Source organism: Mesobacterium pallidum, assembly GCF_019966535.1.
Lineage (GTDB): Bacteria > Pseudomonadota > Alphaproteobacteria > Rhodobacterales > Rhodobacteraceae > Mesobacterium > Mesobacterium pallidum.
This window is the reverse complement of record NZ_JAIMID010000009.1, coordinates 195,942-217,649: the sequence shown is the minus strand read 5'-3', so window position 1 is coordinate 217,649 and position 21,708 is coordinate 195,942. Positions and strand designations below refer to the sequence as shown.

Sequence of the window (21,708 nt, the reverse complement as noted above, 5' to 3'; positions counted from 1 at the left end):
TCATGGATCTTGGACTGACAGACAAGGTGGTGGTGGTGACGGGCGGCTCGTCCGGCATCGGCCTTGCCACCGCGAAACAGCTGCTGACTGAGGGCGCGCGGGTCGCGATCTGCGCCCGTGGCGCCGAGCGGCTGGAGGCCGTGCGCGCCGATCTGGCGTCCGAATACGGTGAGGACCGCGTCCTTGCCCAGCCGGTCAACGTGCTGGTCGAGGACGACATGACCGCCTTCGCCGCAGCGGTGGCGGAGTTCGGCGGCGCCTCGGCGCTGGTCAACAACGCAGGGCAAGGCCGCGTCAGCACCTTTGCCGAGACCACGGACGACGCCTGGCGCGAGGAGCTGGAGCTGAAATACTTCAGCCAGATCCGCCCGATCCGCGCCTTCATCCCGCAGCTGAAAGCCTCGGGGCAGGGCGCCATCGTTGCCACCAACTCGCTGTTGGCGCTTCAGCCCGAACCGCACATGGTCTGCACCTCTTCGGCCCGGGCCGGGGTGCAGAACCTCTTGAAATCGCTGGCGCGGGAACTCGCGCCGGAGATCCGCGTGAACTCCATCCTCGTGGGGCTCATCGACTCGAACCAATGGCAGCGCCGCTTCGAGGCGCGCAGGGACAAGACCCAAAGCCGCGCCGATTGGTACGCCGATCTGGCCGCGAAAAAGAACATCCCCCTTGGACGCCTCGGCGATCCGGCAGAGGCAGCCCGCGTGCTGACCTTCCTCGCCGCGCCCGCATCCTCTTACATGACAGGAGCTCAAGTTGAAATCTCTGGCGGCGTTTCCCGATTCATTTGAACCCACCGAAGTCGATCCGGTCCGTCCGCAGCACGTGGGCGACCAGATCGCGCGCGCGCTCGCCGACATGGGCGTGACGACGGTCTTCGGTGTGATTTCCATCCACAACATGCCCATTCTCGACGCCATCGCCGAGCAGGGGCGCATCCGGTTCGTGCCTGCGCGGGGCGAGGCGGGCGCGATGAACATGGCCGATGCCTGGGCGCGTGTCACCGGCAAGCTGGGGGTCGTCATGACCTCGACCGGCACGGCGGCGGGCAATGCCGCCGGCGGCCAGGTCGAGGCGCTGACCGCCGGCACGCCGCTGCTGCACATCACGTCGCAGGTCGACCTGAAATTCGCCGACCGTGACCGCGCGCCGATCCATGACGTGCCGAAACAGCCGCAGATGTTGCAGGGCATGTCCAAGCAGGTGTTCCGCATCTGGGACGCGCACGCCGCGATGGGCGTGCTGCAGGCTGCCGCCTCGGCCGCGCTCTCGGCGCCCTCCGGCCCGGTGAGCCTGGAGATCCCGGTGGACCTGCAACGCAGCGAAGTCTCGGGCGGGGCATCCATCGGAGAGATCACCGTCACGCGCCCCATCGCGCCCGACGCCGCCATCGACGCGCTGGCCGCCCGGGTGCTGGCCGCGAAACGCCCGCTGATCTGGCTGGGCGGTGGTGCCCGCGCCGCAGGGCCCGAGGCGACCGAGCTGGTCGCGCGCGGCTTCGGCGCCGTCACCTCGACCAACGGCCGCGCGGTCGTGGCCGAGGACAACCCGGCCACGCTGGGCGCCTTCAACATGACCCCGCAGGCCGAGCAGCTTTACGCCACCTGCGACCTGATGCTGGTCGTCGGCTCGCGGCTGCGCGGGAACGAGACCAAGGACAACCTGCTGCCGCTGCCGCCGCTGGCGCAGATCGACGCCGAGGCGAGCCAGGGCGGTCGCAACTACCCGGTCGAGCTGTTCATTCACGGCGACGCGGCCGACACGCTGCGCCGCCTGCTGGACCGGCTGCCGGCCAAGCTCGACACCGACCCGAACCTGCCGCACGAGATCTCGACCGCCCGCGCGCTGGCCGAGGGCGCGATGCGTCAGCGACTCGGGCCGTACCAGGTGGTCGCCGACGTGCTGCTGGAAAAGGTCTCGCAGGGCGGCCACCCCTGGGTGCGCGACGTGACCATCTCGAACTCCACCTTCGGCAACCGCTACGTGCAGTTCGCCGGGCCGCGCCTGGGCGTACATGCGCTTGGGGGCGGCATCGGGCAGGGGATCGCCATGGGCATCGGCGCGGCGCTGGCCAGCCCCGGCCCCAAGGCGATCACGCTGGTCGGCGACGGCGGCGCGCAGCTGGGCATCGCCGAGCTGATCACTGCCGTGCAGGAAGAGGCGCCTTTGGTCTATGTGCTGATGAACGATCAGGCCTACGGCGTGATCGAGAACATCCAGGACGCGCAATACGGCGGGCGGCGGCACTATTCGGCGCTGAAGACCCCGGATTTTGCAAAGCTCTGCGATGCCATCGACATGCCGCACAAGGTGGTCAAGTCGGTGGACGCCTTCGCCGCGACGCTGGACGAGGCCATCGCGACCGAGGGCCCGGTAGTGGTCGAGGTCGACATGAACGCCATCGGCCCCTTCGCCCAGGCCTTTGCCGGCCCGCCGGCGGGTGCGGCCGGAAAGGCCGAGTGATGCGGCTTGGCCTCATTGGATACGGCAACATCGCGCAGGCGCTCCTCGGGGTGCTTGCCGATGAAGGCTTGCGCCTTTCCGCCCTCGACGTGCTCGCGCGTGCGGGGGCCGAAACCCGCGCGGCCAAGGCGTTCCACGGGCCGGACAAGCGGCTGGGCGTAACGGCGGCGATCCATACGGAGGCGTCTGCCCTCATCGCCGCCAAGCCCGACCTCGTTGTCGAGGTGGCAACCCACGAAGGCGTCATGTACGGCGTGTTGCCCTGCCTCAAGGCGGGCATCCCCTGCGTCATCGTCTCGGTCGGCGCCCTGGCGGATGCGGCGCTGGACAACGCCTTGCGCGACGCCGCCAAGGCCGGGAAGACGCGCCTGCACCTCGTCCCCGGCGCGGTCGGCGGCATCGACGCGCTTGTCGCCGCACGGCTATCGGGCCTGACCGAGGTCACCTATACCTCGCGCAAGCCCCCGCGCGCCTGGCAGGGCACCCCGGCCGAAACGCTGCTGGACCTCGGCGCGCTCACCGAGGCGCAGATCTTTTTCGAAGGTACCGCGCGCGAGGCTGCTACCGCCTATCCCAAGAACGCCAATGTCGCGGCCACGGTCGCGCTGGCGGGCGCGGGCATGGACGCGACCCGCGTGCGCATGATCGCAGACCCCGCGGCGCCGGGCAACGTGCACGAAGTCACCGTGCGCTCGGACGCGCTCGATTTCACCATCCGGCTCGAAGGCAAGCCCTCGCCGGACAATCCCAAGACATCCCTGTCGACCGTCTATTCCGTTGCGCGCGAGATCCTGAACGCCGCCGGGCCGGTCGCGATCTGAGGCTCACGATGAAAGACATGTCACACGATCTGCCAGACGGCCGCCTGTTCATCGGCGGCGAGTGGCGCGAGGGGCAGGGCGCGCCCATCACCTCGACCTATTCGCATGACGGGTCGGTCAACATGGTGCTGGCCGGCGCCTCGGCCGCCGATGCCGAGACCGCCATCGCCGCCGCCAAGACGGCCCAGGCCGACCCGGCGTGGCGCAATGCCCTGCCGCAGGACCGCGCGAGGATCCTCACGCGCATCGGCGACGGGATCGAGGTTGCCATCCCCCGGATTTCGCAGATCCAATCGCGCGATACCGGCAAGACCCTTGCGGAAACCGCCGCGCTGGCCGCCTCGGCCGCCGGGACCTTCCGCTATTTCGCCGCCGTCTGCGAAACGGCCGATGACGATCTGACCACCCGGCGCGGCACCTCGCTGACCGCCTCGGTACATGAACCCATCGGAGTCGTGGGCGCGATCACGCCCTGGAACTCGCCCATTGCCTCCGATGCGCAAAAGGTCGCCCCGGCGCTCGCCGCCGGCAACGCGGTCGTTCTTAAGCCCTCCAGCTGGTCGCCGCTGGTCTCGCTGGAACTGGCCCGCATCGCCGAGGCGGCGGGCCTGCCCAAGGGACTGCTGTCCGTCCTGCCGGGATCGGGGCGAGAGGTTGGCAACCTGCTGGTCAATCACCCCGACATCGGCCGCATCGCCTTTACCGGTGGCACCGATACCGGCCGGATGCTGGGCGAACAGGCCGGGCGCAAGCTGATGCCGATCTCGCTGGAATTGGGCGGCAAGTCACCCACCATCGTCTTCGACGACGCCGATCTGGACGTTGCCGTGGCCGGCGTGCTTTTCGGGATCTTCTCGAGCACGGGGCAAAGCTGCATCGCCGGCTCGCGGCTGTTCGTGCAGCGCGGCATCTATGACGCCTTCGTCGCGAAGCTCGTCGCGGCGACCCAGGCGCTGCGGGTCGGCGACCCCTTTGCCAAGGGCACGCAGGTCGCGCCGATGATCAACCACGCCCACCGCGACAGCGTGGCGGCCTACGTGGCCGGCGCGTTCGACGAGGGCGGAGTGATCCTTTGCGGTGGCACCGCGCCCGATGACGCCGCCCGCGCGGCCGGGGCCTATTACCTGCCGACGATCATCGCGGGGCTTTCGAACGACGCCAAGACCTGCCGCGAAGAGATCTTCGGCCCCGTCCTCTGCGTCTTGCCCTTCGACAGCGAAGAGGACGTGATCGCCATGGGCAACGACAACGATTACGGCCTGGCCTGCGGCATTTGGACCCGCGACTTCCCCCGCGCCTGGCGCGTGGCGGGTGCGATCCGGGCGGGCACGGTCTGGATCAACACCTACAAGCAATTCTCGGCCTCGACCCCCTTCGGCGGCGACGGCGCATCCGGCATGGGGCGCGAGAAAGGCCGGGCAGGGCTTCGGGCCTGGCAGCGTCAGAAGGGCATCTATTGCGACCTGACCGGCCAGCCGCATCCCTGGGCAGGAGTATCAGCATGACCGATCTGACCGAACGCCGCATCGTCATCACCGGGGCCGCGGGCGGCCTTGGCCGCGACATCGCCCGTACCTGTGCCGCGAAAGGCGCGTCGCTGGTGCTGTCCGACCTCGACCAGGATGCTCTGAACGCCGTTCAGGCCGAGCTGGCCGAGACCGGCGCGACCGTGGAAACGCTCACCGCCGACCTGGGTGATCCCGAGAGCATCGTCGCTTTCGGCAAGGCCGTCGGCGGGCCGGTCCATGGGCTGATCAACAACGGCGCGATTGCCACGGGGATCGGCGGCATCGGCTTCGAAGAGATCCCGATCGACAGCTGGGACAAGGTCATGACCGTGAACGTCCGCGGCACCTGGCTGATGATCCGCGCGCTGGCCCCGGCGCTGCGCGCCAGCGGGTCCGGCCGCATCGTCAACCTCGCCTCGGACACCGCGCTTTGGGGCGCGCCCAACCTGATGAGCTACATCAGCTCGAAAGGCGCGATCATCGCCATGACCCGGGGCCTCGCGCGCGAGCTTGGCCCCGACAAGGTCGGCGTCACCGCCATCGCGCCGGGCATCCTGACCACCCCCTCGACCGAGTATGTCCCCGAGGCGCGCCACACGCTGTACGAGACCGGCCGCGCCGTGCCTGGGCCGCAGGGCACCGGCGAAGTGGCCGATGTTGCCGCTTACCTGTGCACCGTGCCCGCAATCACGCTGACCGGACAGGTAATGCCTGTTGACCATGGCTTCGTCTTCAATTGAGGTGCCGCACATGACTCGCAAGATTGCCATCGTCGGCGCCGGGCCCTCCGGCTGCTACCTCGCCCAGTCGCTGCTCAAGCTCTGCAAGGGCGATGAGCCGCAGATCGACATGATCGACCGGCTGCCCGTGCCCTACGGCCTCGTTCGCTATGGCGTGGCGGCGGACCACCAGGGGACCAAGGCCGTCACGCGCCAGTTCGCGCGGCTGTTCGAACGGCAGGGGGTCGGCTTTGTCGGCAACCTCTCGATCGGCGCCGAGGGCGACCTGACGCTGGACGCGCTGCGCGAGGCCTATGACGTGGTCGTGCTGGCCGCGGGCCTGTCGCGGGACCGCAAGCTGGGGCTCGAGGGCGAGGACCTGGACGGCGTGATCGGCGCGGGCACCCTGACGCGCTGCTGGAACGACCACCCGGACCACGCGGACGATACGGTCACGCATGGAAAGCGCGTGGTGATCGTCGGGCAGGGCAATGTCGCGATGGATGTGCTGCGTATCCTGGCCAAGGGCGCGGGGGAGTTCGAGGGCTCGGACCTCAGCGACACCCACATCGACCGCATCGCGGCGGCGGGGATCGAGGCGATCGACATCGTCGGCCGCTCGCCCGCGCACCTGGCCAAGTTCGACCCGGTCATGGTCAAGGAGATCGGCAAGATCGCCGGCCTGAAGTTCGAGATCGCGGACTTGGGTCTCAGCGAAGGCCAGGACGACCCGCGCCTCGAAGCGGTCACCGGGCTGGAAAGCAGCGATGACCCGCGCTGCACCGTGACCTTCCGTTTCGGCTGGACGCCCACGCGCTTTGTCGGCGAGGGTCACGTCACCGCGGCACATTTCGCCCGCGCGGACGGGACCGAGACGTTGGACATTCCCTGCGACGCGGTCATCAGCGCGGTCGGCTTCCGCGCCGATGACACGCTGGAGCGGGACGCGCTGGTCGCCGCGGCGAGCGACATCGACACGGGGCGCCTGGCGCCCGGACTCTACGCCGCCGGATGGTTCCGGCGCGGGCCGCGCGGCACGATCCCCGAGAACCGGACCGACAGCCAGGCGGTGGCCGAGGCCATCGCCGCCGACCTGGCCGACATGCCCGAGGTCGACAAGCCCGGCAGCGCGGCGCTGTTCGCGCGCTTCGACCACCTCACCGATTACGCCGGTTGGCAGCGCATCGACGCGCATGAGCAGGCAAGCGCGGGCGAGGGCCGCGTGCGTCGCAAGCTCGCCGACCGGGCCGAGATGCTTAAACTTGCCCTCAAAGCGATGGAAACCACCCCATGAACATCACCCTTCTTTTCGGCACCGAGACCGGCAATTCCGAGATGCTCTGCGAGGACATCGAATCCGAGTTCGAAGGCGACCACGACTTCACCATCTCGAGCCTGGCCGATGTCGACCCGGCGGCGATGGAGACAAACACGTTCCACGTCGTCGTCTGTTCCAGCTACGGCGACGGTGAATTGCCCGCCTCGGCGCAACCCTTTGCGGACAAGGTGGAAAAGACCAAGCCGGACCTCACAGGCCTACGCTTTGCCATCTTCGGCCTCGGCGACAGCGACTACGAGACCTTCGGCGAGGGCTCGCACCAGCTGGCCGACCTGCTGGTCGCGGCCGGTGCCACGCAGATCGGCCCGCGCATCGTGCACGATGTGCAAAGCGGCGACCTGGCCGAGGACGTGGCCTATCCCTGGTTCACCGAGCGGGTGGCCGAGGCCGAGGCCGCGATGGAAGACGCCTGAACGCTGTTCACGCGGGTTCAGAGGCGCTGAAGCACCTCTTGCATGACCCTTTCGGCCGCGCGGGACAATTGGCTCGCGCGGTTGCGGATCACGAAGAAGGGCGAGACGGTCAGATCGCTCGCCACCGAAAGCGGCACAAGGTTGGTGCCGATGGCGGGCCGGGTCAACAGCCCCGCCACCTCGCGGCTTTGCGGGGCGATGGCCTGGGTCACCTCGAGCATCGACAGCATGACCAGCAGCGATGAGCTGTTGATGATCCGCCCCGGCGCCGGCACGCCGGCGTCGTGATAGGCCGCCTCGATCGCCAGACGGATGGGCGATCCACGTTCCTGCATCACCCATTCGTAATCCCCGAGCTCGGCCAGCGTGACGGCCGCGCGGCCCTCCAGCGGATGACCGCGGCGGACCAGCAGCGCCACCTCTTCGGTCCGGGCGGGGGCGATGTGGAAATCGCGGCTGTCGTATTCGGCCGGCATCCGGGCCAGCACGAAATCGAACCGCCCCTCGATCAGCCCGCGCACCAGCTGGGTCGAGGGGCCGACCTCGACCGTCGCCTCGAGGCCCGGCGCCTTGGCCCGCACCGCCTGCAATGCGGGCATGAGGCAGCCGACCACCGGGCCGGTCACGGCCCCCACGCGCACCTCGCCCGCCTGGCCGAAATTCAGGTTCTGCACCTCGGCCGCCAGGTTGTCGATCTCCGACAGGATCACCCGCGCATGACGGACAAAGGCCGCGCCGACCGGGCTGGGCTCCATCCCCTTGGGCAGGCGTTCGAACAGCTTGGCCCCCACCTGCGCCTCGAGGTCGGCGAGGATGCGGCTGGCGGCGGGCTGGCTGAGACCCATGGCATGGGCGGCGGCCTGCAATTGCCCCAGCTCTCCGGTCAGCAGGATCAGCCGCAGATGGGCGGGTTTCAGGCGGCGGGCGAGGTCCATGGCGGATCACTTTACAAAACTGGTATGCAGATCAACCATATTCGGATTTTACTGTCATGCAAACCATGGGCTAACCAAGGCCCCACGGGCTCCGGAGGAAGAGGGCCCACATAGGGAGACGCGCAGCGACCGGGCCCGCCCCGCGCCGTGCAGCACTGGGAGACCAACATGAAACTCAAGACCCTTCTGGCGTCGGCCACGGCCGTCATCGCCCTTGGCACGGCTGTGCTGGCCGACGGGACCATCGGCATCGCCATGCCCACGAAATCCTCGGCCCGCTGGATCTCGGACGGCAATTCCATGGTCGAGCAATTCCAGGCCGCCGGCTACGAGACCGACCTGCAATATGCCGAGGATGACATCCCCAACCAGCTGGCCCAGATCGAGAACATGATCACCAAGGGCGTGGATGTGCTGGTCATCGCCGCCATCGATGGCACCACGCTGTCGAACGCGCTGGAGAACGCGCATTTCGCCGACATCAAGGTCATCGCCTATGACCGCCTGATCCGCGACAGCGCCTATGTCGACTATTACGCCACCTTCGACAACTTCAAGGTCGGCGTGCAGCAGGCCACGAGCCTCGTCGACGGGCTGAAAGCGCGCTTTGGCGAGGGGCCGTACAATGTCGAGCTCTTCGGCGGCTCGCCCGACGACAACAACGCCTATTTCTTCTACAACGGCGCCATGTCGGTGCTGGACCCGCTGATCGCAGACGGCACGATCAACATCGTCTCTGGCCAGATGGGCATGGACACGGTCGGCACCCTGCGCTGGGACGGCGCGGTGGCGCAGGCGCGGATGGATAACATCCTGTCGGCCCACTACACCGACAAGCAGGTCCATGGCGTGCTGTCGCCCTACGATGGGCTGTCGATCGGCATCCTCAGCTCGCTCAAGGGCGTCGGCTACGGCTCGGGCGACCAGCAGATGCCCATCGTGACCGGGCAGGACGCCGAGGTGCCCAGCGTCAAGTCGATCCTGGCGGGCGAGCAATATTCGACCGTCTTCAAGGACACCCGGTCGCTGGCCGGCGTCACGGTCGGCATGGTGGACGCGCTGCTCAAGGGTGGTGAGCCCGAGATCAACGACACCTCGACCTATGACAACGGCGTCAAGGTGATCCCGTCCTACCTGCTCGAGCCCGTTCCGGTCGATGCCTCGAACTGGGAAGAGGTGCTGATCGGCTCCGGCTACTACACGATGGACCAGATCAAGTGATCTGACGCGTCTGCCCCGTCCGGTTCCGTGCCGGACGGGGCATCCAGGGAATGGTCCGGCCAGGGCCGGCAGGGGGACAGGCGCATGACGGCCTTGCTCGAGATGCGCGCCATCACCAAGACCTTTCCGGGGGTGAAGGCGCTGGACCAGGTGCAGCTTTCCGTGCGCGAAGGGGAAATCCACGCGCTGGTCGGAGAGAACGGCGCCGGAAAATCCACCCTGATGAAGGTGCTGAGCGGGGTCTACCCGGCCGGCAGCTACGAGGGCGAGATCCATTACGACGGCGCGCTGGCCGAGTTTCGCGACATTTCCGACAGCGAGGCGCGGGGCGTCATCATCATCCACCAGGAACTGGCGCTGGTGCCGCTGCTGTCGATCGCCGAGAACATCTTTCTGGGCAACGAACGCGCCCGGGGCGGGGTCATCGACTGGCGCGAGACGAACGCCCGCGCCGCGGACCTGCTGCGCAAGGTGGGCCTTTCCGAGGCGCCGCAGACCAAGGTCGACAGCCTGGGCGTCGGCAAGCAGCAGCTGGTCGAGATCGCAAAGGCGCTGTCCAAGGACGTGCGCCTGCTGATCCTCGACGAGCCGACCGCGGCGCTGTCCGAATCCGACAGCCAGGCGCTGCTGGACCTGATGCTGGAACTCAAGACGCAGGGCGTCACCCAGATCATCATCAGCCACAAGCTGAACGAGGTGCGCCGCGTGGCCGACAGCGTGACCGTGATCCGCGACGGCACGACCGTGTCGACCATGGACGCCCGCAGCGCGCCGATCACCGAGGCCCTGATCGTCCGCGACATGGTCGGCCGCGACATGGCGCACCGCTACCCGGAACGTGAACGGCGTTCGGGCGCAACGCTGATGGAGGTGAAAGGCTGGAACGTCTGGCACCCCGAACATGCCGACCGACAGGTCATTCGCGACGTGAATTTCACCGTCCGCGCCGGTGAGGTGGTCGGTATCGCCGGCCTCATGGGCGCGGGGCGGACGGAACTGGCGATGAGCATCTTCGGCCGCTCCTACGGGCGCAACATCAGCGGAGAGGTTCTGCTGAACGGCCAGCCCGCCGACACGTCGAACGTGCCGCGCGCCATCGCCGCCGGGCTCGCCTACGTGACCGAGGACCGCAAGAGCCTTGGCCTCGTGCTGGACGAAACCATCCAGCGCAACATCACCCTGTCGAACCTCGAGGCGGTTTCGACCAGCGGCGTGATCAACGAGAACGAGGAAACCCGCGTCTCGGAACGTTACCGCGCCGCCATGGCGATCCGCACGCCGAGCGTGTTCCAGAAGGTGGTGAACCTGTCGGGCGGGAACCAACAGAAGGTCGTGCTGTCCAAGTGGCTCTTTGCCGAGCCCGAGGTGCTGATCCTCGACGAGCCGACGCGCGGCATCGACGTCGGCGCGAAATTCGAGATCTACGGCATCATCAACGACCTCAGCGCGCAAGGCAAAGGCGTCGTGATGATCTCGTCCGAGATGCCCGAACTGCTGGGCATGTGCGACCGCATCTACGTGATGAACGAAGGCGCGCTGGTCGGTGAACTGGCCGCCAGCGAGGCCAGCCAGGAGCGCATCATGTCGCTCATCGTGACGGAATAGGGAGGGGACCGATGGCTCTGGCCGAACATTCAGGCGCGCAGACGGGCGTCATGCACTACCTCAAGAACAACCTGCGCGAATACGGGCTGCTCTTTGCCCTGATCGCGATCATGGTCTTCTTCCAGATCGTCACCGACGGCACGCTGTTGCGGCCGGTGAACATCACCAACCTCTTCCTGCAAAACAGCTACATCATCATCATGGCGCTGGGGATGCTGGTGGTGATCGTGTCGGGCAATATCGACCTCAGCGTCGGGTCCGTCATGGGCTTCATCGGTGCGCTGGCGGCTGTGATGATCGTGAACCTCGACTACTCGGTCTACGTGACCGTCCCCATCTGCCTTGTCGTCGGCGGGCTGGTCGGCGCCGCGCAGGGCTACTGGGTGGCCTATTGGAAGATCCCCAGCTTCATCGTCACGCTGGCGGGGATGCTGGTCTTCCGGGGCCTGTCTCTCTGGCTGCTCGAAGGGCAATCGGTCGGCCCGTTCCCGCGCGAATTCCAGGTCATCGCCACCGGCTTTGTCCCGGACGTGCTGCCCGCCTCGGTCGGTGAAGGTATCGCACCAATATTTGGCGCCAACCGTTTGAACATGCTGGCTTTCCTGATGGGGATCGCGGCGGCGGGGATCATCGTCTGGTCGGCCCTGCGGCAACGCGCCCGCAACCGGGCCTACGGGATCGAGGACGAACCGCAGGTGTTCTTCGTCGCCCGCTTGGCCATCATCTCGGCCGCGCTGATCTTCATCATGTTCAAGCTCTCGACCTTCCGGGGCCTGCCGAACGTGCTGATCACCATGGGTGTACTGACTGTCATCTACACCTTCCTGACCGAAAGCACGACGCTGGGCCGCCGGGTCTATGCCCTGGGCGGCAACGAGAAGGCGGCGAAACTGTCGGGGATCAAGACCGAACGGCTGACCTTCCTTGCCTTCGTCAACATGGGCGTGCTGGCGGCCATCGCCGGGCTGGTCTTTGCCGCGCGGCTGAACACCGCGACGCCCAAGGCGGGCTTTGCGCTGGAACTTGACGTGATCGCGGCCGTCTTCATCGGCGGGGCCTCCATGTCGGGCGGCGTGGGCAAGATCGTCGGGGCCGTGGTCGGCGCCTTCCTGATGGGCGTTCTGAACAACGGCATGTCGATCATGGGCATCGGCATCGACTACCAGCAGATGATCAAGGGGCTGGTTCTGCTCGCCGCCGTGATTTTCGACGTCTACAACAAGTCAAAGCAGGGCTGAGCCATGACTTTCAAACCGGCGACATGGCCGCGCAGGCTGCGCAGCCAGGAATGGTACGGCGGCACGTCGCGCGACGTGATCTACCACCGCGGATGGTTGAAGAACCAAGGCTATCCCCATGATGTCTTTGACGGAAGGCCGATCATCGGCATCCTCAACACCTGGTCCGACCTGACCCCCTGCAACGGCCACCTCGGTGAGCTGGTCGAAAAGGTCAAGGCCGGCATCTGGGAGGCCGGCGGCTTTCCGGTCGAGGTGCCGGTCTTCTCGGCTTCCGAGAACACCTTCCGCCCCACGGCGATGATGTTCCGCAACCTCGCTGCTATGGCGGTCGAGGAAGCGATCCGCGGACAGCCCATCGACGGCTGCGTGCTGATGGTCGGCTGCGACAAGACCACGCCGTCACTACTGATGGGGGCGGCCTCCTGCGACCTGCCGTCCATCGTCGTGACCGGCGGGCCGATGCTGAACGGCTGGTTCCGGGGCGAACGGGTCGGGTCGGGCACGCACCTGTGGAAGTTCTCCGAAGCCGTGAAAGCGGGGGAAATGACGCAGGAAGAATTCCTTGAAGCAGAAGCCTCTATGAGCCGATCTTCAGGCACCTGCAACACCATGGGCACCGCCTCGACCATGGCGTCGATGGCCGAGGCGCTGGGGATGGCGCTGTCGGGCAATGCCGCGATCCCGGCCGTGGATTCCCGTCGCCGCGTCATCGCGCAACTCTCGGGAAGGCGCATCGTCCAGATGGTGAAGGACGACCTGAAACCCTCTGATATCCTGACAAAAAACGCCTTCGAGAATGCGATCCGCACCAATGGCGCCATCGGCGGGTCGACCAATGCGGTCGTGCATCTGCTCGCCATCGCGGGGCGGGTCGAGGGGGTCGACCTGACGCTCGACGATTGGGACCGTTGCGGCCGCGACGTGGCGACCATCGTGAACCTCATGCCCTCGGGCAAGTACCTGATGGAAGAATTCTTCTATGCGGGCGGTTTGCCGGTCGTTCTTAAACGGCTTGGCGAAGGCGGGCAGCTGCACAGGGACGCGCTGACCGTCAGCGGCACGACGATCTGGGACGAGGTCAAGGACGTCACCAACTGGAACGAGGACGTCATCCGCCCGGCCGACCAGCCGCTGACCCCGCAAGGCGGCATCGCCGTGCTGCGTGGCAACCTGGCGCCGGGCGGCGCCGTGCTGAAACCCTCGGCCGCCAGCCCGCACCTCATGCAGCACCGGGGCCGGGCCGTCGTCTTCGAGGATATCGACGACTACAAGGCGCGCATCAACGACGACGCGCTGGATATCGACGAGACCTGCGTCATGGTGCTCAAGAATTGCGGGCCCAAGGGCTATCCGGGCATGGCCGAGGTGGGCAACATGGGACTGCCGCCCAAGGTGCTGAAAAAGGGCATCACCGACATGGTCCGCATCAGCGACGCGCGCATGTCGGGCACGGCCTACGGCACCGTGATCCTGCACACCTCGCCCGAAGCTGCCGCCGGTGGCCCGCTCGCCGTGGTCCGCACCGGCGACATGATCGAGGTGGACGTGGCCGGGCGCCGCCTGCATCTCGACATCTCCGAAGCCGAGCTGGCAGACCGCCTTGCCGTCTGGTCGCCTTCGCACGAGGTCGCGGATGGCGGCTATCTCTGGCTCCACCAAGCCCATGTCGAAGGGGCCGACACCGGGGCCGACCTGTCCTTTCTCAAAGGCTGCCGGGGCGCGGCGGTCGGAAAGGATTCCCACTGATGAAACTTGCGCTTGTCGGCATCGGAAAGATCGCACGGGATCAGCATGTTCCGGCCATCGCCGCCAGCCCGGACTGGGACCTCGCCGCCACCGTCTCGCGTCACGGTGCGGTTGACGGGGTCGAAGCCTACGACGATTTCGACCGCATGCTGGAAGAGCGCGCGGACATCCGTGTCGTGTCGCTGTGCCTGCCGCCGGTGCCGCGCTTTGACTACGCGGCGCGGGCGATCCGGGCCGGGCGCCATGTCATGCTGGAAAAGCCCCCAGGTGCGACCCTGTCGGAATGCCACGCGCTTGAGCGGATGGCGCGGGACATGCGCGTGTCGCTCTATGCCACCTGGCATTCGCGCGAGGCGGACATGGTGCAGGCCGCAAAGGCCTGGCTGGCAGGCAAGCATCTGAAAACGCTGGTTATCACCTGGAAAGAGGATGTGCGTCGCTGGCATCCCGGCCAGGAATGGATCTGGGAGCCGGGCGGCCTGGGCGTCTTTGATCCCGGCATCAACGCCCTGTCGATCTTGACCGAGATCGTGGCCGAGCCAATGCATGTCACCGCCGCCCGCCTCGACGTGCCGGCCAATCGCCAGACCCCCATCGCGGCCGAACTGGCCTTTCACCACCCGACCGCCCGGGCGACCATGGTGCTCGACTGGCGGCAGGAGGGCGACCAGACTTGGGAGATCCGGGCCGAGACCGATGGCGGTACGCTGCAACTGCTCGATGGCGGCGCGCGGATGATCGTGGACGGCGCAGAGACCGGCGAGGCCGCGCCGCTGGGCGGCGAGTACCCGCGTCTTTACGCTCGCATGAAAACGCTTCTGAACACGGGCGGGATCGACATGGACCTTGCGCCCATGCGCCACGTCGCCGATGCCTTTACCCTCGGGCGGCGCGAAACGGTCGCGCCCTTTGACTGGTAAGGGCGCGGGATGACAGAGATTTTCGGAGAGCGTAACGGCGAGGCGGTTCATCGTCTGTCGATCAGCGGAGGCGGGATGACCGCGCATGTGCTGACGCTTGGCGCCATCTTGCAGGATCTGCGGATGGCGGGGGTCGATCACGCGCTGGTGCTGGGGTCCCCGACCATCGACGCCTATCTCGGCGCGATGCGTTGGTACGGCGCGACGGTCGGTCGCGTCGCCAACCGCATCGCCGGGGGGCGGGCGCTGCTGGACGGGCGTGCCCTGGACCTCGACCGCAACGAAAAGGACCGCACGACGCTGCATGGCGGGCGCGGCGCCGCGCCGGACCGGGTGTGGGACTTCCTCGACCACGGGCCCGGCTTTTGCCGGCTGCGGGTGGTGCTGCCGGACGGGCAGGCGGGTTTTCCCGGCAACCTTGTCCTCACGGCGGGCTTCCGATTGGGCGACGATGGCGCGCTCGAGATCAGCTACGCGGCCGAGACCGACGCGCTGACCTTCTGCAATATCGCCCATCACGGCTACTGGAACCTCTCGGGCGGCCCCGACATCCGTGACCATCGCCTCTCCATCGTGGCCGAGCGGTACCTGCCCGTCGATGCCCATCTGATACCGTTGGGCGATCCGGCTCCGGTCACCACGACGCGGTTCGATTTCCGTGCGCCGCGGCCCGTGGTCAAACCGGGCGACACGCTGCTCGACCACAACTTCTGCCTCGACGGTGCGGCAGGCACGATGCACCCGGCCTGCACCCTGCGCGGCGGCGGGCTGCGGCTGGACGTGTCGACCACCGCGCCGGGCCTGCAGATCTACGATGGCACGGCGGTGGACAGCGGCATGCTCGCGACGCATTCCGGCCACCGCTACGGCGCCCATGCCGGGATCGCGATCGAGCCGCAGCACTGGCCCGACGCCCCGAACCACCCCGATTACCCCGATATCACCCTGCGCCCGGGCGCGCGCTACACCCAGGTGTCGCGCTTTCACGTGACGCGGGACGACGAAAGGACCCACCGATGAAGACCCCTCTGACCGGCATCCTGCCCGTGGCCCCGACACCCTTTCACGACGACGGCGCAGTGGATGAGGACGGCATGCGCCGCGTGCTCGACTGCATGATCGACCAGGGCGTGGACGCGATCTGCATCCTTGCCAATTACTCGGAACAGTTCCTGCTGTCCGATGCCGAGCGGGACCTGTTGATGAGGATCAGCCTCGAGCATGTCGCCGGCCGCGTGCCGGTGATCGTGACGGTCAGCCACTTCCATACCGGTGTCGTGGCCGCGCGGGCCCGAGCGGCCGAGGCGATGGGCGCGGCAATGGTCATGATGATGCCGCCCTATCACGGTGTTGGCCTCGTGCCCTCGGAACAGGGGATCTTTGAACATTTCGCGGCCGTGTCCGACGCGATCTCGATCCCGATCATGGTGCAGGACGCGCCGCTCTCGGGCGTGTCGCTGCCGGTGCCGCTGTTGGTGCGCATGGCCGCAGAGATCGAGAATGTGAGCTATTTCAAGATCGAAACCCCCTTTGCCGCCGACAAGCTGGCCAAGCTGATCGAGGCGGGTGGGGACCATATCGTCGGGCCCTTCGACGGTGAAGAAGCGGTGACTCTGCTGGCCGATCTCGACGCCGGATGCACCGGTACGATGACCAGCGCGTTGCAACCCGAACATATCCGGCCCATTGTCACGCGCTACCATGCGGGCGATACCGACGAGGCGCTTGCGCAATGGACGCGCTGCCTGCCGCTGATCAACCACGAGAACCGGCAATGCGGGCTGCGCGCGGCCAAGGTGGTGATGAAGGAGGGCGGGGTGATTGGATCGGATCACGTGCGCCACCCGCTCACCCCGATGAGCGAGCGGACAAAGGCGCGGCTGCTGAGCCTGTCGCGCGAGATGGACCTGATTGCCCTGCGCTGGGGCAAGTAACAGAGAGGCGAGGACATGACATTCACCCCCCATGGAAAGCACCTGGTCGCGGGCGACTGGACCTCTGGCGAGACCACCTTTGCCTCGGAACCCGCCCATGGCCCGGCGCATGAGTTCGCCGTTGGCACGCCCGACCTGGTGGACCAGGCCTGCAAGGCGGCGGAAGAGGCGTTCTGGACCTATGGCTACACCAGCCGCGAGGAACGCGCGGCCTTCCTGACCGCCATTGCGGACGAGATCGAGGCGCGGGGCGAGGCGATCACCGAGATCGGCACCCAGGAGACGGGTCTGCCGGCCGCACGTCTGCAGGGCGAACGGGGGCGCACGACCGGGCAGCTGCGCCTGTTTGCCGAGCATATCCTGGGCGGCGACTACCTCGACCGGCGCCATGACGCGGCGCTTCCGGACCGGCAGCCGCTGCCGCGGCCGGACCTGAAGATGGTGCAGCGTCCCATCGGGCCCGTGGCGGTCTTTGGCGCGTCGAACTTCCCCTTGGCCTTTTCCACGGCGGGCGGCGACACCGCGGCCGCGCTCGCGGCCGGCTGTCCGGTGGTGGTCAAGGGGCACAGCGCCCACCCTGGCACGGGCGAGATCGTGGCCGAGGCGATTCTTGCTGCAATCAAATCCTGTGGCGTTCCTCCGGGTGTGTTTTCGCTGATTCAGGGCGGCAAGCGGGATGTTGGCACGGCACTGGTTACACATCCGTTAATCCGCGCCGTAGGATTCACCGGCTCGCTGGCTGGCGGGCGGGCGCTGTTCGATCTCTGCGCCCAGCGGCCCGATCCGATCCCGTTTTTCGGTGAACTGGGTTCAGTTAACCCGATGTTCATCCTTCCCGGCGCAGTCTCGGCACGCGGCGGCGCGATTGCCGAGGGCTGGGCGGGCTCCTTGACCATGGGCGCGGGGCAGTTCTGCACCAACCCCGGGATCGCGGTGCTGATCGAGGGGCCCGATGCGGATGCCTTTGTCGAGGGCGCGGGCAAGGCGCTCGAGCCCGTGGGCGCGCAGACCATGCTGACCGACGGCATCGCCGCGGCCTACCGGTCGGGGCGCGACCGGGTGGCGGGTTCGGCCGGGGTGCAGGAGGTGATGACCTCGACCTGCGACCTGCGCAACGCGACGCCCTATCTTTATGCCACCACCGGCATGGAGTGGCTGGAAAACGAGGCGCTTGGGGAAGAGGTCTTTGGCCCCCTCGGCCTCGTGGTCCGTGCCTCGGACGAGGCGGAGATGCTCGAGGTCGCGCGCAGCCTGCATGGGCAGCTGACCTGCACGCTGCATCTTGACGACGGGGACACGGCGCTGGCGCAGAAGCTGATGCCGGTGCTGGAGCGCAAGGCGGGCCGGGTGCTGGCCAACGGCTTCCCCACCGGGGTCGAGGTCTGCGACTCCATGGTGCACGGCGGGCCTTACCCGGCCTCGACCAACTTCGGCGCGACCTCGGTCGGGACGCTGTCGATCCGGCGCTTCCTGCGGCCGGTCTGCTACCAGAACCTGCCGGATGCGCTGTTGCCGGGGGACCTGCAGTGAGGCAGACGGATCAGGGGGCGCTGCCCCCGTCCGCCGCTGGCGGACTCCCCCGGAGTATTTTCGGAATAATGAAAGGCATGGGGGCGAGATGAGCGCGGGCCTGGCCTGGATCGCCGTCGATTGGGGCACCAGCGCGCTGCGGGCCTGGGGCCTCGACGCAGGCGGGTCCGTCGTGCAGTCGGCGCGGTCGGACAGGGGTATGGGGCAACTCGCGCCCGAAGGATTCGAGCCGGCGCTTCTGGAGCTCGTCGGGGACTGGTTGCCCGAGGGCATCGTAACGCAGGTCGTCGTCTGCGGCATGGCCGGGGCGCGGCAGGGCTGGGTCGAGGCGCCCTATGCCGCCGTGCCCTGCGCACCGACCGGGGACGGGGTGATGCAGGCGCCGACCCGCGATCCGCGCCTGTCGGTGCGCATCCTGTCGGGGCTGAGCCAGGCCGCCCCTGCGGATGTCATGCGCGGGGAGGAGACGCAGGTCGCCGGCCTGCTGGCCACCCGCCCCAAGTTCGACGGGATCGTCCTGCTGCCCGGCACCCACACCAAGTGGGTCCATGTCAGCGCGGGCGAGGTCGTGTCGTTTCGCAGCTTCATGACCGGTGAGCTCTTTGCGCTGCTGTCCACCCAGTCGGTCCTGCGGCACAGTCTCGGGGCCGAGACGCCCGACCTTGCCGCCTTCGATGCGGCCGTTGCGGCGACCCTGTCGCGGCCCGAACGCATGGCGGCCGAGCTCTTCTCGATCCGGGCGGCCGACCTGCTGCTAGGACAGCCCGGCGGTGCGGCCTGGGGCCGGCTGGCCGGGTTGCTGATCGGGGCGGAGCTGGCCGCGACGCGGGCGTATTGGCTGGGGCAGCAGCTGGCGGTGCTCGATAACGGGGCGCAGGCGGATCTCTATGCCCGGGCGCTCGAGGCGCAGGGCGCGGTGATCCTGCGCGAGGCGGCCGCGGCCATGACCCTGGCCGGTCTGAAAGCCGCTCATGCCAGGCTGACAGAGGCGTAGACATGACCCGACAGATCATTGCCATCCTGCGTGGCATCACGCCAGAGGACGCGGTTTCGGTAGCCGAGTCCTTGGTGCGCACCGGCATCAGCCGCATCGAGGTGCCGCTGAATTCGCCGGACCCGCTGACCTCGATCCGCCTTATGGCCGAGGCGCTGGCGGGCCGGGCCGAAATCGGCGCGGGCACCGTGCTGAGCCCGGCCGATGTGACCCGCGTGGGCGAGGCGGGCGGTACGCTGGTCGTCGCGCCCGACACCAACGTCGAGGTTATCGCGGCCGCCAAGGCCGCGGGCATGACCTGCTACCCGGGCGCCATGACGCCGACCGAGTGTTTCACCGCGCTCCGGGCCGGGGCGGACGGGCTGAAGCTTTTCCCCGGCGACCTGATCGGTCCCAAGGGGCTGAAGGCGATGAAGGCGGTCTTGCCCCCCGATGTTCCGCTGTTCGCGGTGGGCGGCGCGAAACCGGACAATTTCGCGGACTGGTTCGCGGCGGGCGCGACGGGGTTCGGCATCGGGACCGCGCTTTACACGCCGGGCCGCAGCGCCGCCGAGGTGCGCGCCCGGGCGGAAGAAATCGTCGCGCGCTACGACAGGGAGGCACCGACATGACCACGATCTTCGACAACCGGATGTGCGAGCTGGGCGAGGGGCCACTGTGGCACCCCGAGCGCGGCCAGCTGTTCTGGTTCGACATCCTTGGCAAGCGGCTGCTGACCCGCGACGGCGACAGCCCGAGGCACTGGCAATTCGAAGACCATGTCTCGGCGGCCGGATGGGTGGACCGGGACACGCTGCTGATGGCCTCCGAGACGGGGCTTTACCGGTTCGACCTCGCGACCGGGGAACGGGACCGGGTGGCGCCGCTCGAGGCGGACAACCCGGTGACCCGGTCGAATGACGGGCGGGCGGACCCGATGGGCGGCTTCTGGATCGGCACCATGGGCAAGGCGGCCGAGCCGCGCGCCGGGGCGATCTACCGCTATTACCGCGGCGATTTCCGCAAGGTGCACGACGGGATCACCATCCCGAACGCCATCTGTTTCGCCCCCGGCGGCCGGCGCGGCTATTTCACCGACACCTTCGGCAAGCGCGTGATGACCCAGGCACTGGACGCCGATGGCTGGCCCGAGGGCGAGGCGGAGGTGTTCCTAGACCTGCGCGCCGAGGGGCTGAACCCCGACGGCGCGGTCGTGGACAGCGATGGCGGGGTCTGGAACGCGCAATGGGGCGCGGGCCGGGTGGCGCGCTACACGGCCCAAGGTGCGTTCGATCGCGCGATCGCGGTGCCGGGGACGAATGCCAGCTGCCCGGCATTTGGCGGGCCGGAGCTGACGACGCTCTACGTCACCACGGCGCGCGAGAACCTCGACAGCCCCGACGACGCGCAGGGCTGCGTCTACGAAGCCCCGGCCGGCATCACGGGCCTGCCCGAGCCGCGCGTGATCCTCTAGTCGCCGCGGGTCAGCTTGGCCTCGATCGATTCCAGCCGGCGCAGAACGGTCTCGCGGTAATCGTCCGTGGCGGCGTTGGATTCCTCGGCATGGGCGTCCTGCATCGAGTTGACGATCAGGCCGACGACAAGGTTCACGACGACGAAGGTGGTCATCAGGATGAACGGGACAAAGAAGGCCCAGGCGTAGGGGTAGACCTCCATCACCGGGCGGACGATGCCCATGGACCAGCTTTCCAGCGTCATGATCTGGAACAGAGAATAGGCCGACAGGCCCAGCGTGCCGAACCAGTCCGGGAAGGTGGGGCCGAAGAGTTTCGTGGCCATCACGGACGCGATGTAGAAGATCACGCCCGTCAGCAAAAAGACCGAGGCCATGCCGGGCAGGGCGGTCACGAAGCCTTCGACCACGCGGCGCAGGGTCGGCGCGACCGAGATGACGCGCAAGAGCCGCAGGATCCGCAGCGCCCGCAAGACCGACAGCCCCTGCGCGGCCGGCACCAGCGCGATGGCGACGATGACGAAGTCGAAGATGCTCCAGCCCGAGCGGAAGAAGGACCAGCCGCGGGCGTAGAGTTTCGCCGCCAGTTCCACCACGAAGACCGCGAGGCAGAGCATATCGAGGAAAATGATCAGTGGCCCGGCCGTCGCCATGACCGTGTCCGAGGTCTCGAGCCCGAGGATGGCGGCGTTGAACAGGATCACCCCCATGATCGTGTTGCGCACGATCGGGCGGTCAAGCTGGTCGGACAGGCGTTCGCGGAAAGTCATGGTGGCTCCATCTGTGTCGTGTTGGGTATGGGGTCGGGCGGTCCCGGGAACAAGGGGGGCGGCGCGCGGTTTCGCCCGGTTGCGGCGGATTGCCCG

20 protein-coding genes are annotated in these 21,708 nt (G+C 67.8%); 18 read left to right on the top strand and 2 right to left on the bottom strand.

All coding sequences use genetic code 11. The annotated features are described in order from the left end of the window. Nucleotides 1-2: 2 nt before the first annotated feature. From MF270_RS14975 to MF270_RS14945, 7 genes are read left to right on the top strand one after another with little or no spacing between them, the layout of a single operon-like run. Complete coding sequence (locus tag MF270_RS14975) at nt 3-791, top strand: SDR family oxidoreductase (protein ID WP_238366706.1); 789 nt, start codon at nt 3-5, stop codon at nt 789-791. Continuing rightward, the gene (locus MF270_RS14970; protein WP_238366705.1) at nt 757-2,463 is read left to right on the top strand and encodes a thiamine pyrophosphate-binding protein; all 1,707 of its coding nucleotides are present in this window, start codon (nt 757-759) and stop codon (nt 2,461-2,463) included. The genes MF270_RS14975 and MF270_RS14970 overlap by 35 nt, the downstream gene beginning before the upstream one ends. Beyond that, nucleotides 2,463-3,284 carry an aspartate dehydrogenase gene (locus MF270_RS14965; RefSeq protein WP_238366704.1) on the top strand — a complete coding sequence of 274 codons (822 nt, stop codon included), beginning with the start codon at nt 2,463-2,465 and terminating at the stop codon, nt 3,282-3,284. Before MF270_RS14970 ends, MF270_RS14965 begins: the two co-directional genes overlap by 1 nt. A 17-nt stretch (nt 3,285-3,301) precedes the next feature. Next, nucleotides 3,302-4,789 carry an aldehyde dehydrogenase gene (locus tag MF270_RS14960; RefSeq protein ID WP_238366703.1) on the top strand — a complete coding sequence of 496 codons (1,488 nt, stop codon included), beginning with the start codon at nt 3,302-3,304 and terminating at the stop codon, nt 4,787-4,789. After that, on the top strand, nt 4,786-5,532 hold the full coding sequence (locus MF270_RS14955; RefSeq protein WP_238366702.1) for an SDR family oxidoreductase: 747 nt from the start codon (nt 4,786-4,788) through the stop codon (nt 5,530-5,532). The genes MF270_RS14960 and MF270_RS14955 overlap by 4 nt, the downstream gene beginning before the upstream one ends. Before the next feature lie 10 nt (nt 5,533-5,542). Further along, nucleotides 5,543-6,805, top strand: coding sequence for an FAD-dependent oxidoreductase (locus MF270_RS14950; protein ID WP_238366701.1), 1,263 nt, complete (start codon nt 5,543-5,545; stop codon nt 6,803-6,805). Next, a complete protein-coding gene (locus MF270_RS14945) occupies nt 6,802-7,263 on the top strand; it encodes a flavodoxin domain-containing protein (RefSeq protein WP_238366700.1) in 462 nt (153 codons plus the stop codon). The genes MF270_RS14950 and MF270_RS14945 overlap by 4 nt, the downstream gene beginning before the upstream one ends. Nucleotides 7,264-7,280: 17 nt before the next feature. Here the strand turns inward: MF270_RS14945 and MF270_RS14940 are convergent, their stop codons facing one another. Continuing rightward, nucleotides 7,281-8,198, bottom strand: a complete 918-nt coding sequence (locus MF270_RS14940; protein WP_238366699.1) for a LysR family transcriptional regulator — start codon at nt 8,196-8,198, stop codon at nt 7,281-7,283. 168 nt (nt 8,199-8,366) lie between these two features. Here MF270_RS14940 and chvE point away from each other — a divergent pair, with 168 nt between their 5' ends. The 11 genes from chvE (at nt 8,367) to MF270_RS14885 (ending at nt 20,842) form a co-directional block, all read left to right on the top strand. Next, nucleotides 8,367-9,419: a multiple monosaccharide ABC transporter substrate-binding protein gene (chvE, locus tag MF270_RS14935; RefSeq protein ID WP_238366698.1), complete on the top strand. Its 1,053-nt coding sequence runs from the start codon at nt 8,367-8,369 to the stop codon at nt 9,417-9,419. An 84-nt stretch (nt 9,420-9,503) separates the two neighbouring features. Beyond that, nucleotides 9,504-11,024 carry a multiple monosaccharide ABC transporter ATP-binding protein gene (mmsA, locus tag MF270_RS14930; RefSeq protein WP_238366697.1) on the top strand — a complete coding sequence of 507 codons (1,521 nt, stop codon included), beginning with the start codon at nt 9,504-9,506 and terminating at the stop codon, nt 11,022-11,024. 11 nt (nt 11,025-11,035) lie between these two features. Then, nucleotides 11,036-12,262, top strand: a complete 1,227-nt coding sequence (gene mmsB / locus MF270_RS14925) for a multiple monosaccharide ABC transporter permease (protein WP_238366696.1) — start codon at nt 11,036-11,038, stop codon at nt 12,260-12,262. Nucleotides 12,263-12,265: 3 nt separating this feature from the next. Beyond that, nucleotides 12,266-14,011 (top strand): L-arabinonate dehydratase, encoded by a 1,746-nt coding sequence (gene araD / locus MF270_RS14920; protein WP_238366695.1) that lies wholly within the window; start codon nt 12,266-12,268, stop codon nt 14,009-14,011. Next, nucleotides 14,011-14,931 carry a Gfo/Idh/MocA family protein gene (locus MF270_RS14915; RefSeq protein WP_238366694.1) on the top strand — a complete coding sequence of 307 codons (921 nt, stop codon included), beginning with the start codon at nt 14,011-14,013 and terminating at the stop codon, nt 14,929-14,931. Before araD ends, MF270_RS14915 begins: the two co-directional genes overlap by 1 nt. Nucleotides 14,932-14,940: 9 nt before the next feature. Then, nucleotides 14,941-15,951 (top strand): aldose epimerase family protein, encoded by a 1,011-nt coding sequence (locus tag MF270_RS14910; RefSeq protein WP_238366693.1) that lies wholly within the window; start codon nt 14,941-14,943, stop codon nt 15,949-15,951. Continuing rightward, entirely contained in the window at nt 15,948-16,865 is a 918-nt protein-coding gene (locus tag MF270_RS14905; RefSeq protein WP_238366692.1) for a dihydrodipicolinate synthase family protein, read from the top strand. Before MF270_RS14910 ends, MF270_RS14905 begins: the two co-directional genes overlap by 4 nt. 15 nt (nt 16,866-16,880) lie before the next feature. Then, nucleotides 16,881-18,395 carry an aldehyde dehydrogenase (NADP(+)) gene (locus tag MF270_RS14900; RefSeq protein ID WP_238366691.1) on the top strand — a complete coding sequence of 505 codons (1,515 nt, stop codon included), beginning with the start codon at nt 16,881-16,883 and terminating at the stop codon, nt 18,393-18,395. A gap of 88 nt (nt 18,396-18,483) precedes the next feature. Beyond that, nucleotides 18,484-19,389, top strand: a complete 906-nt coding sequence (locus MF270_RS14895) for a 2-dehydro-3-deoxygalactonokinase (protein WP_238366690.1) — start codon at nt 18,484-18,486, stop codon at nt 19,387-19,389. A 2-nt stretch (nt 19,390-19,391) separates the two neighbouring features. Then, nucleotides 19,392-20,000 carry a 2-dehydro-3-deoxy-6-phosphogalactonate aldolase gene (locus MF270_RS14890; protein WP_238366689.1) on the top strand — a complete coding sequence of 203 codons (609 nt, stop codon included), beginning with the start codon at nt 19,392-19,394 and terminating at the stop codon, nt 19,998-20,000. After that, nucleotides 19,997-20,842, top strand: coding sequence for an SMP-30/gluconolactonase/LRE family protein (locus tag MF270_RS14885; RefSeq protein ID WP_238366688.1), 846 nt, complete (start codon nt 19,997-19,999; stop codon nt 20,840-20,842). The genes MF270_RS14890 and MF270_RS14885 overlap by 4 nt, the downstream gene beginning before the upstream one ends. Here the strand turns inward: MF270_RS14885 and MF270_RS14880 are convergent. Beyond that, complete coding sequence (locus MF270_RS14880; RefSeq protein ID WP_238366687.1) at nt 20,839-21,612, bottom strand: ion transporter; 774 nt, start codon at nt 21,610-21,612, stop codon at nt 20,839-20,841. The genes MF270_RS14885 and MF270_RS14880 overlap by 4 nt on opposite strands. Nucleotides 21,613-21,708 lie beyond the last annotated feature (96 nt).

Coding starts and splice junctions, on each gene's coding strand:
- MF270_RS14940 (WP_238366699.1), bottom strand. CDS start 8,198: ATGGACCTCGCCCGCCGCCTGAAACCCGCCCATCTGCGGCTGATCCTG.
- MF270_RS14950 (WP_238366701.1), top strand. CDS start 5,543: ATGACTCGCAAGATTGCCATCGTCGGCGCCGGGCCCTCCGGCTGCTAC.
- MF270_RS14915 (WP_238366694.1), top strand. CDS start 14,011: ATGAAACTTGCGCTTGTCGGCATCGGAAAGATCGCACGGGATCAGCAT.
- MF270_RS14965 (WP_238366704.1), top strand. CDS start 2,463: ATGCGGCTTGGCCTCATTGGATACGGCAACATCGCGCAGGCGCTCCTC.
- MF270_RS14895 (WP_238366690.1), top strand. CDS start 18,484: ATGAGCGCGGGCCTGGCCTGGATCGCCGTCGATTGGGGCACCAGCGCG.
- mmsB (WP_238366696.1), top strand. CDS start 11,036: ATGGCTCTGGCCGAACATTCAGGCGCGCAGACGGGCGTCATGCACTAC.
- MF270_RS14890 (WP_238366689.1), top strand. CDS start 19,392: ATGACCCGACAGATCATTGCCATCCTGCGTGGCATCACGCCAGAGGAC.
- MF270_RS14885 (WP_238366688.1), top strand. CDS start 19,997: ATGACCACGATCTTCGACAACCGGATGTGCGAGCTGGGCGAGGGGCCA.
- MF270_RS14960 (WP_238366703.1), top strand. CDS start 3,302: ATGTCACACGATCTGCCAGACGGCCGCCTGTTCATCGGCGGCGAGTGG.
- MF270_RS14975 (WP_238366706.1), top strand. CDS start 3: ATGGATCTTGGACTGACAGACAAGGTGGTGGTGGTGACGGGCGGCTCG.
- mmsA (WP_238366697.1), top strand. CDS start 9,504: ATGACGGCCTTGCTCGAGATGCGCGCCATCACCAAGACCTTTCCGGGG.
- MF270_RS14945 (WP_238366700.1), top strand. CDS start 6,802: ATGAACATCACCCTTCTTTTCGGCACCGAGACCGGCAATTCCGAGATG.
- MF270_RS14955 (WP_238366702.1), top strand. CDS start 4,786: ATGACCGATCTGACCGAACGCCGCATCGTCATCACCGGGGCCGCGGGC.
- MF270_RS14905 (WP_238366692.1), top strand. CDS start 15,948: ATGAAGACCCCTCTGACCGGCATCCTGCCCGTGGCCCCGACACCCTTT.
- araD (WP_238366695.1), top strand. CDS start 12,266: ATGACTTTCAAACCGGCGACATGGCCGCGCAGGCTGCGCAGCCAGGAA.
- chvE (WP_238366698.1), top strand. CDS start 8,367: ATGAAACTCAAGACCCTTCTGGCGTCGGCCACGGCCGTCATCGCCCTT.
- MF270_RS14880 (WP_238366687.1), bottom strand. CDS start 21,612: ATGACTTTCCGCGAACGCCTGTCCGACCAGCTTGACCGCCCGATCGTG.
- MF270_RS14910 (WP_238366693.1), top strand. CDS start 14,941: ATGACAGAGATTTTCGGAGAGCGTAACGGCGAGGCGGTTCATCGTCTG.
- MF270_RS14900 (WP_238366691.1), top strand. CDS start 16,881: ATGACATTCACCCCCCATGGAAAGCACCTGGTCGCGGGCGACTGGACC.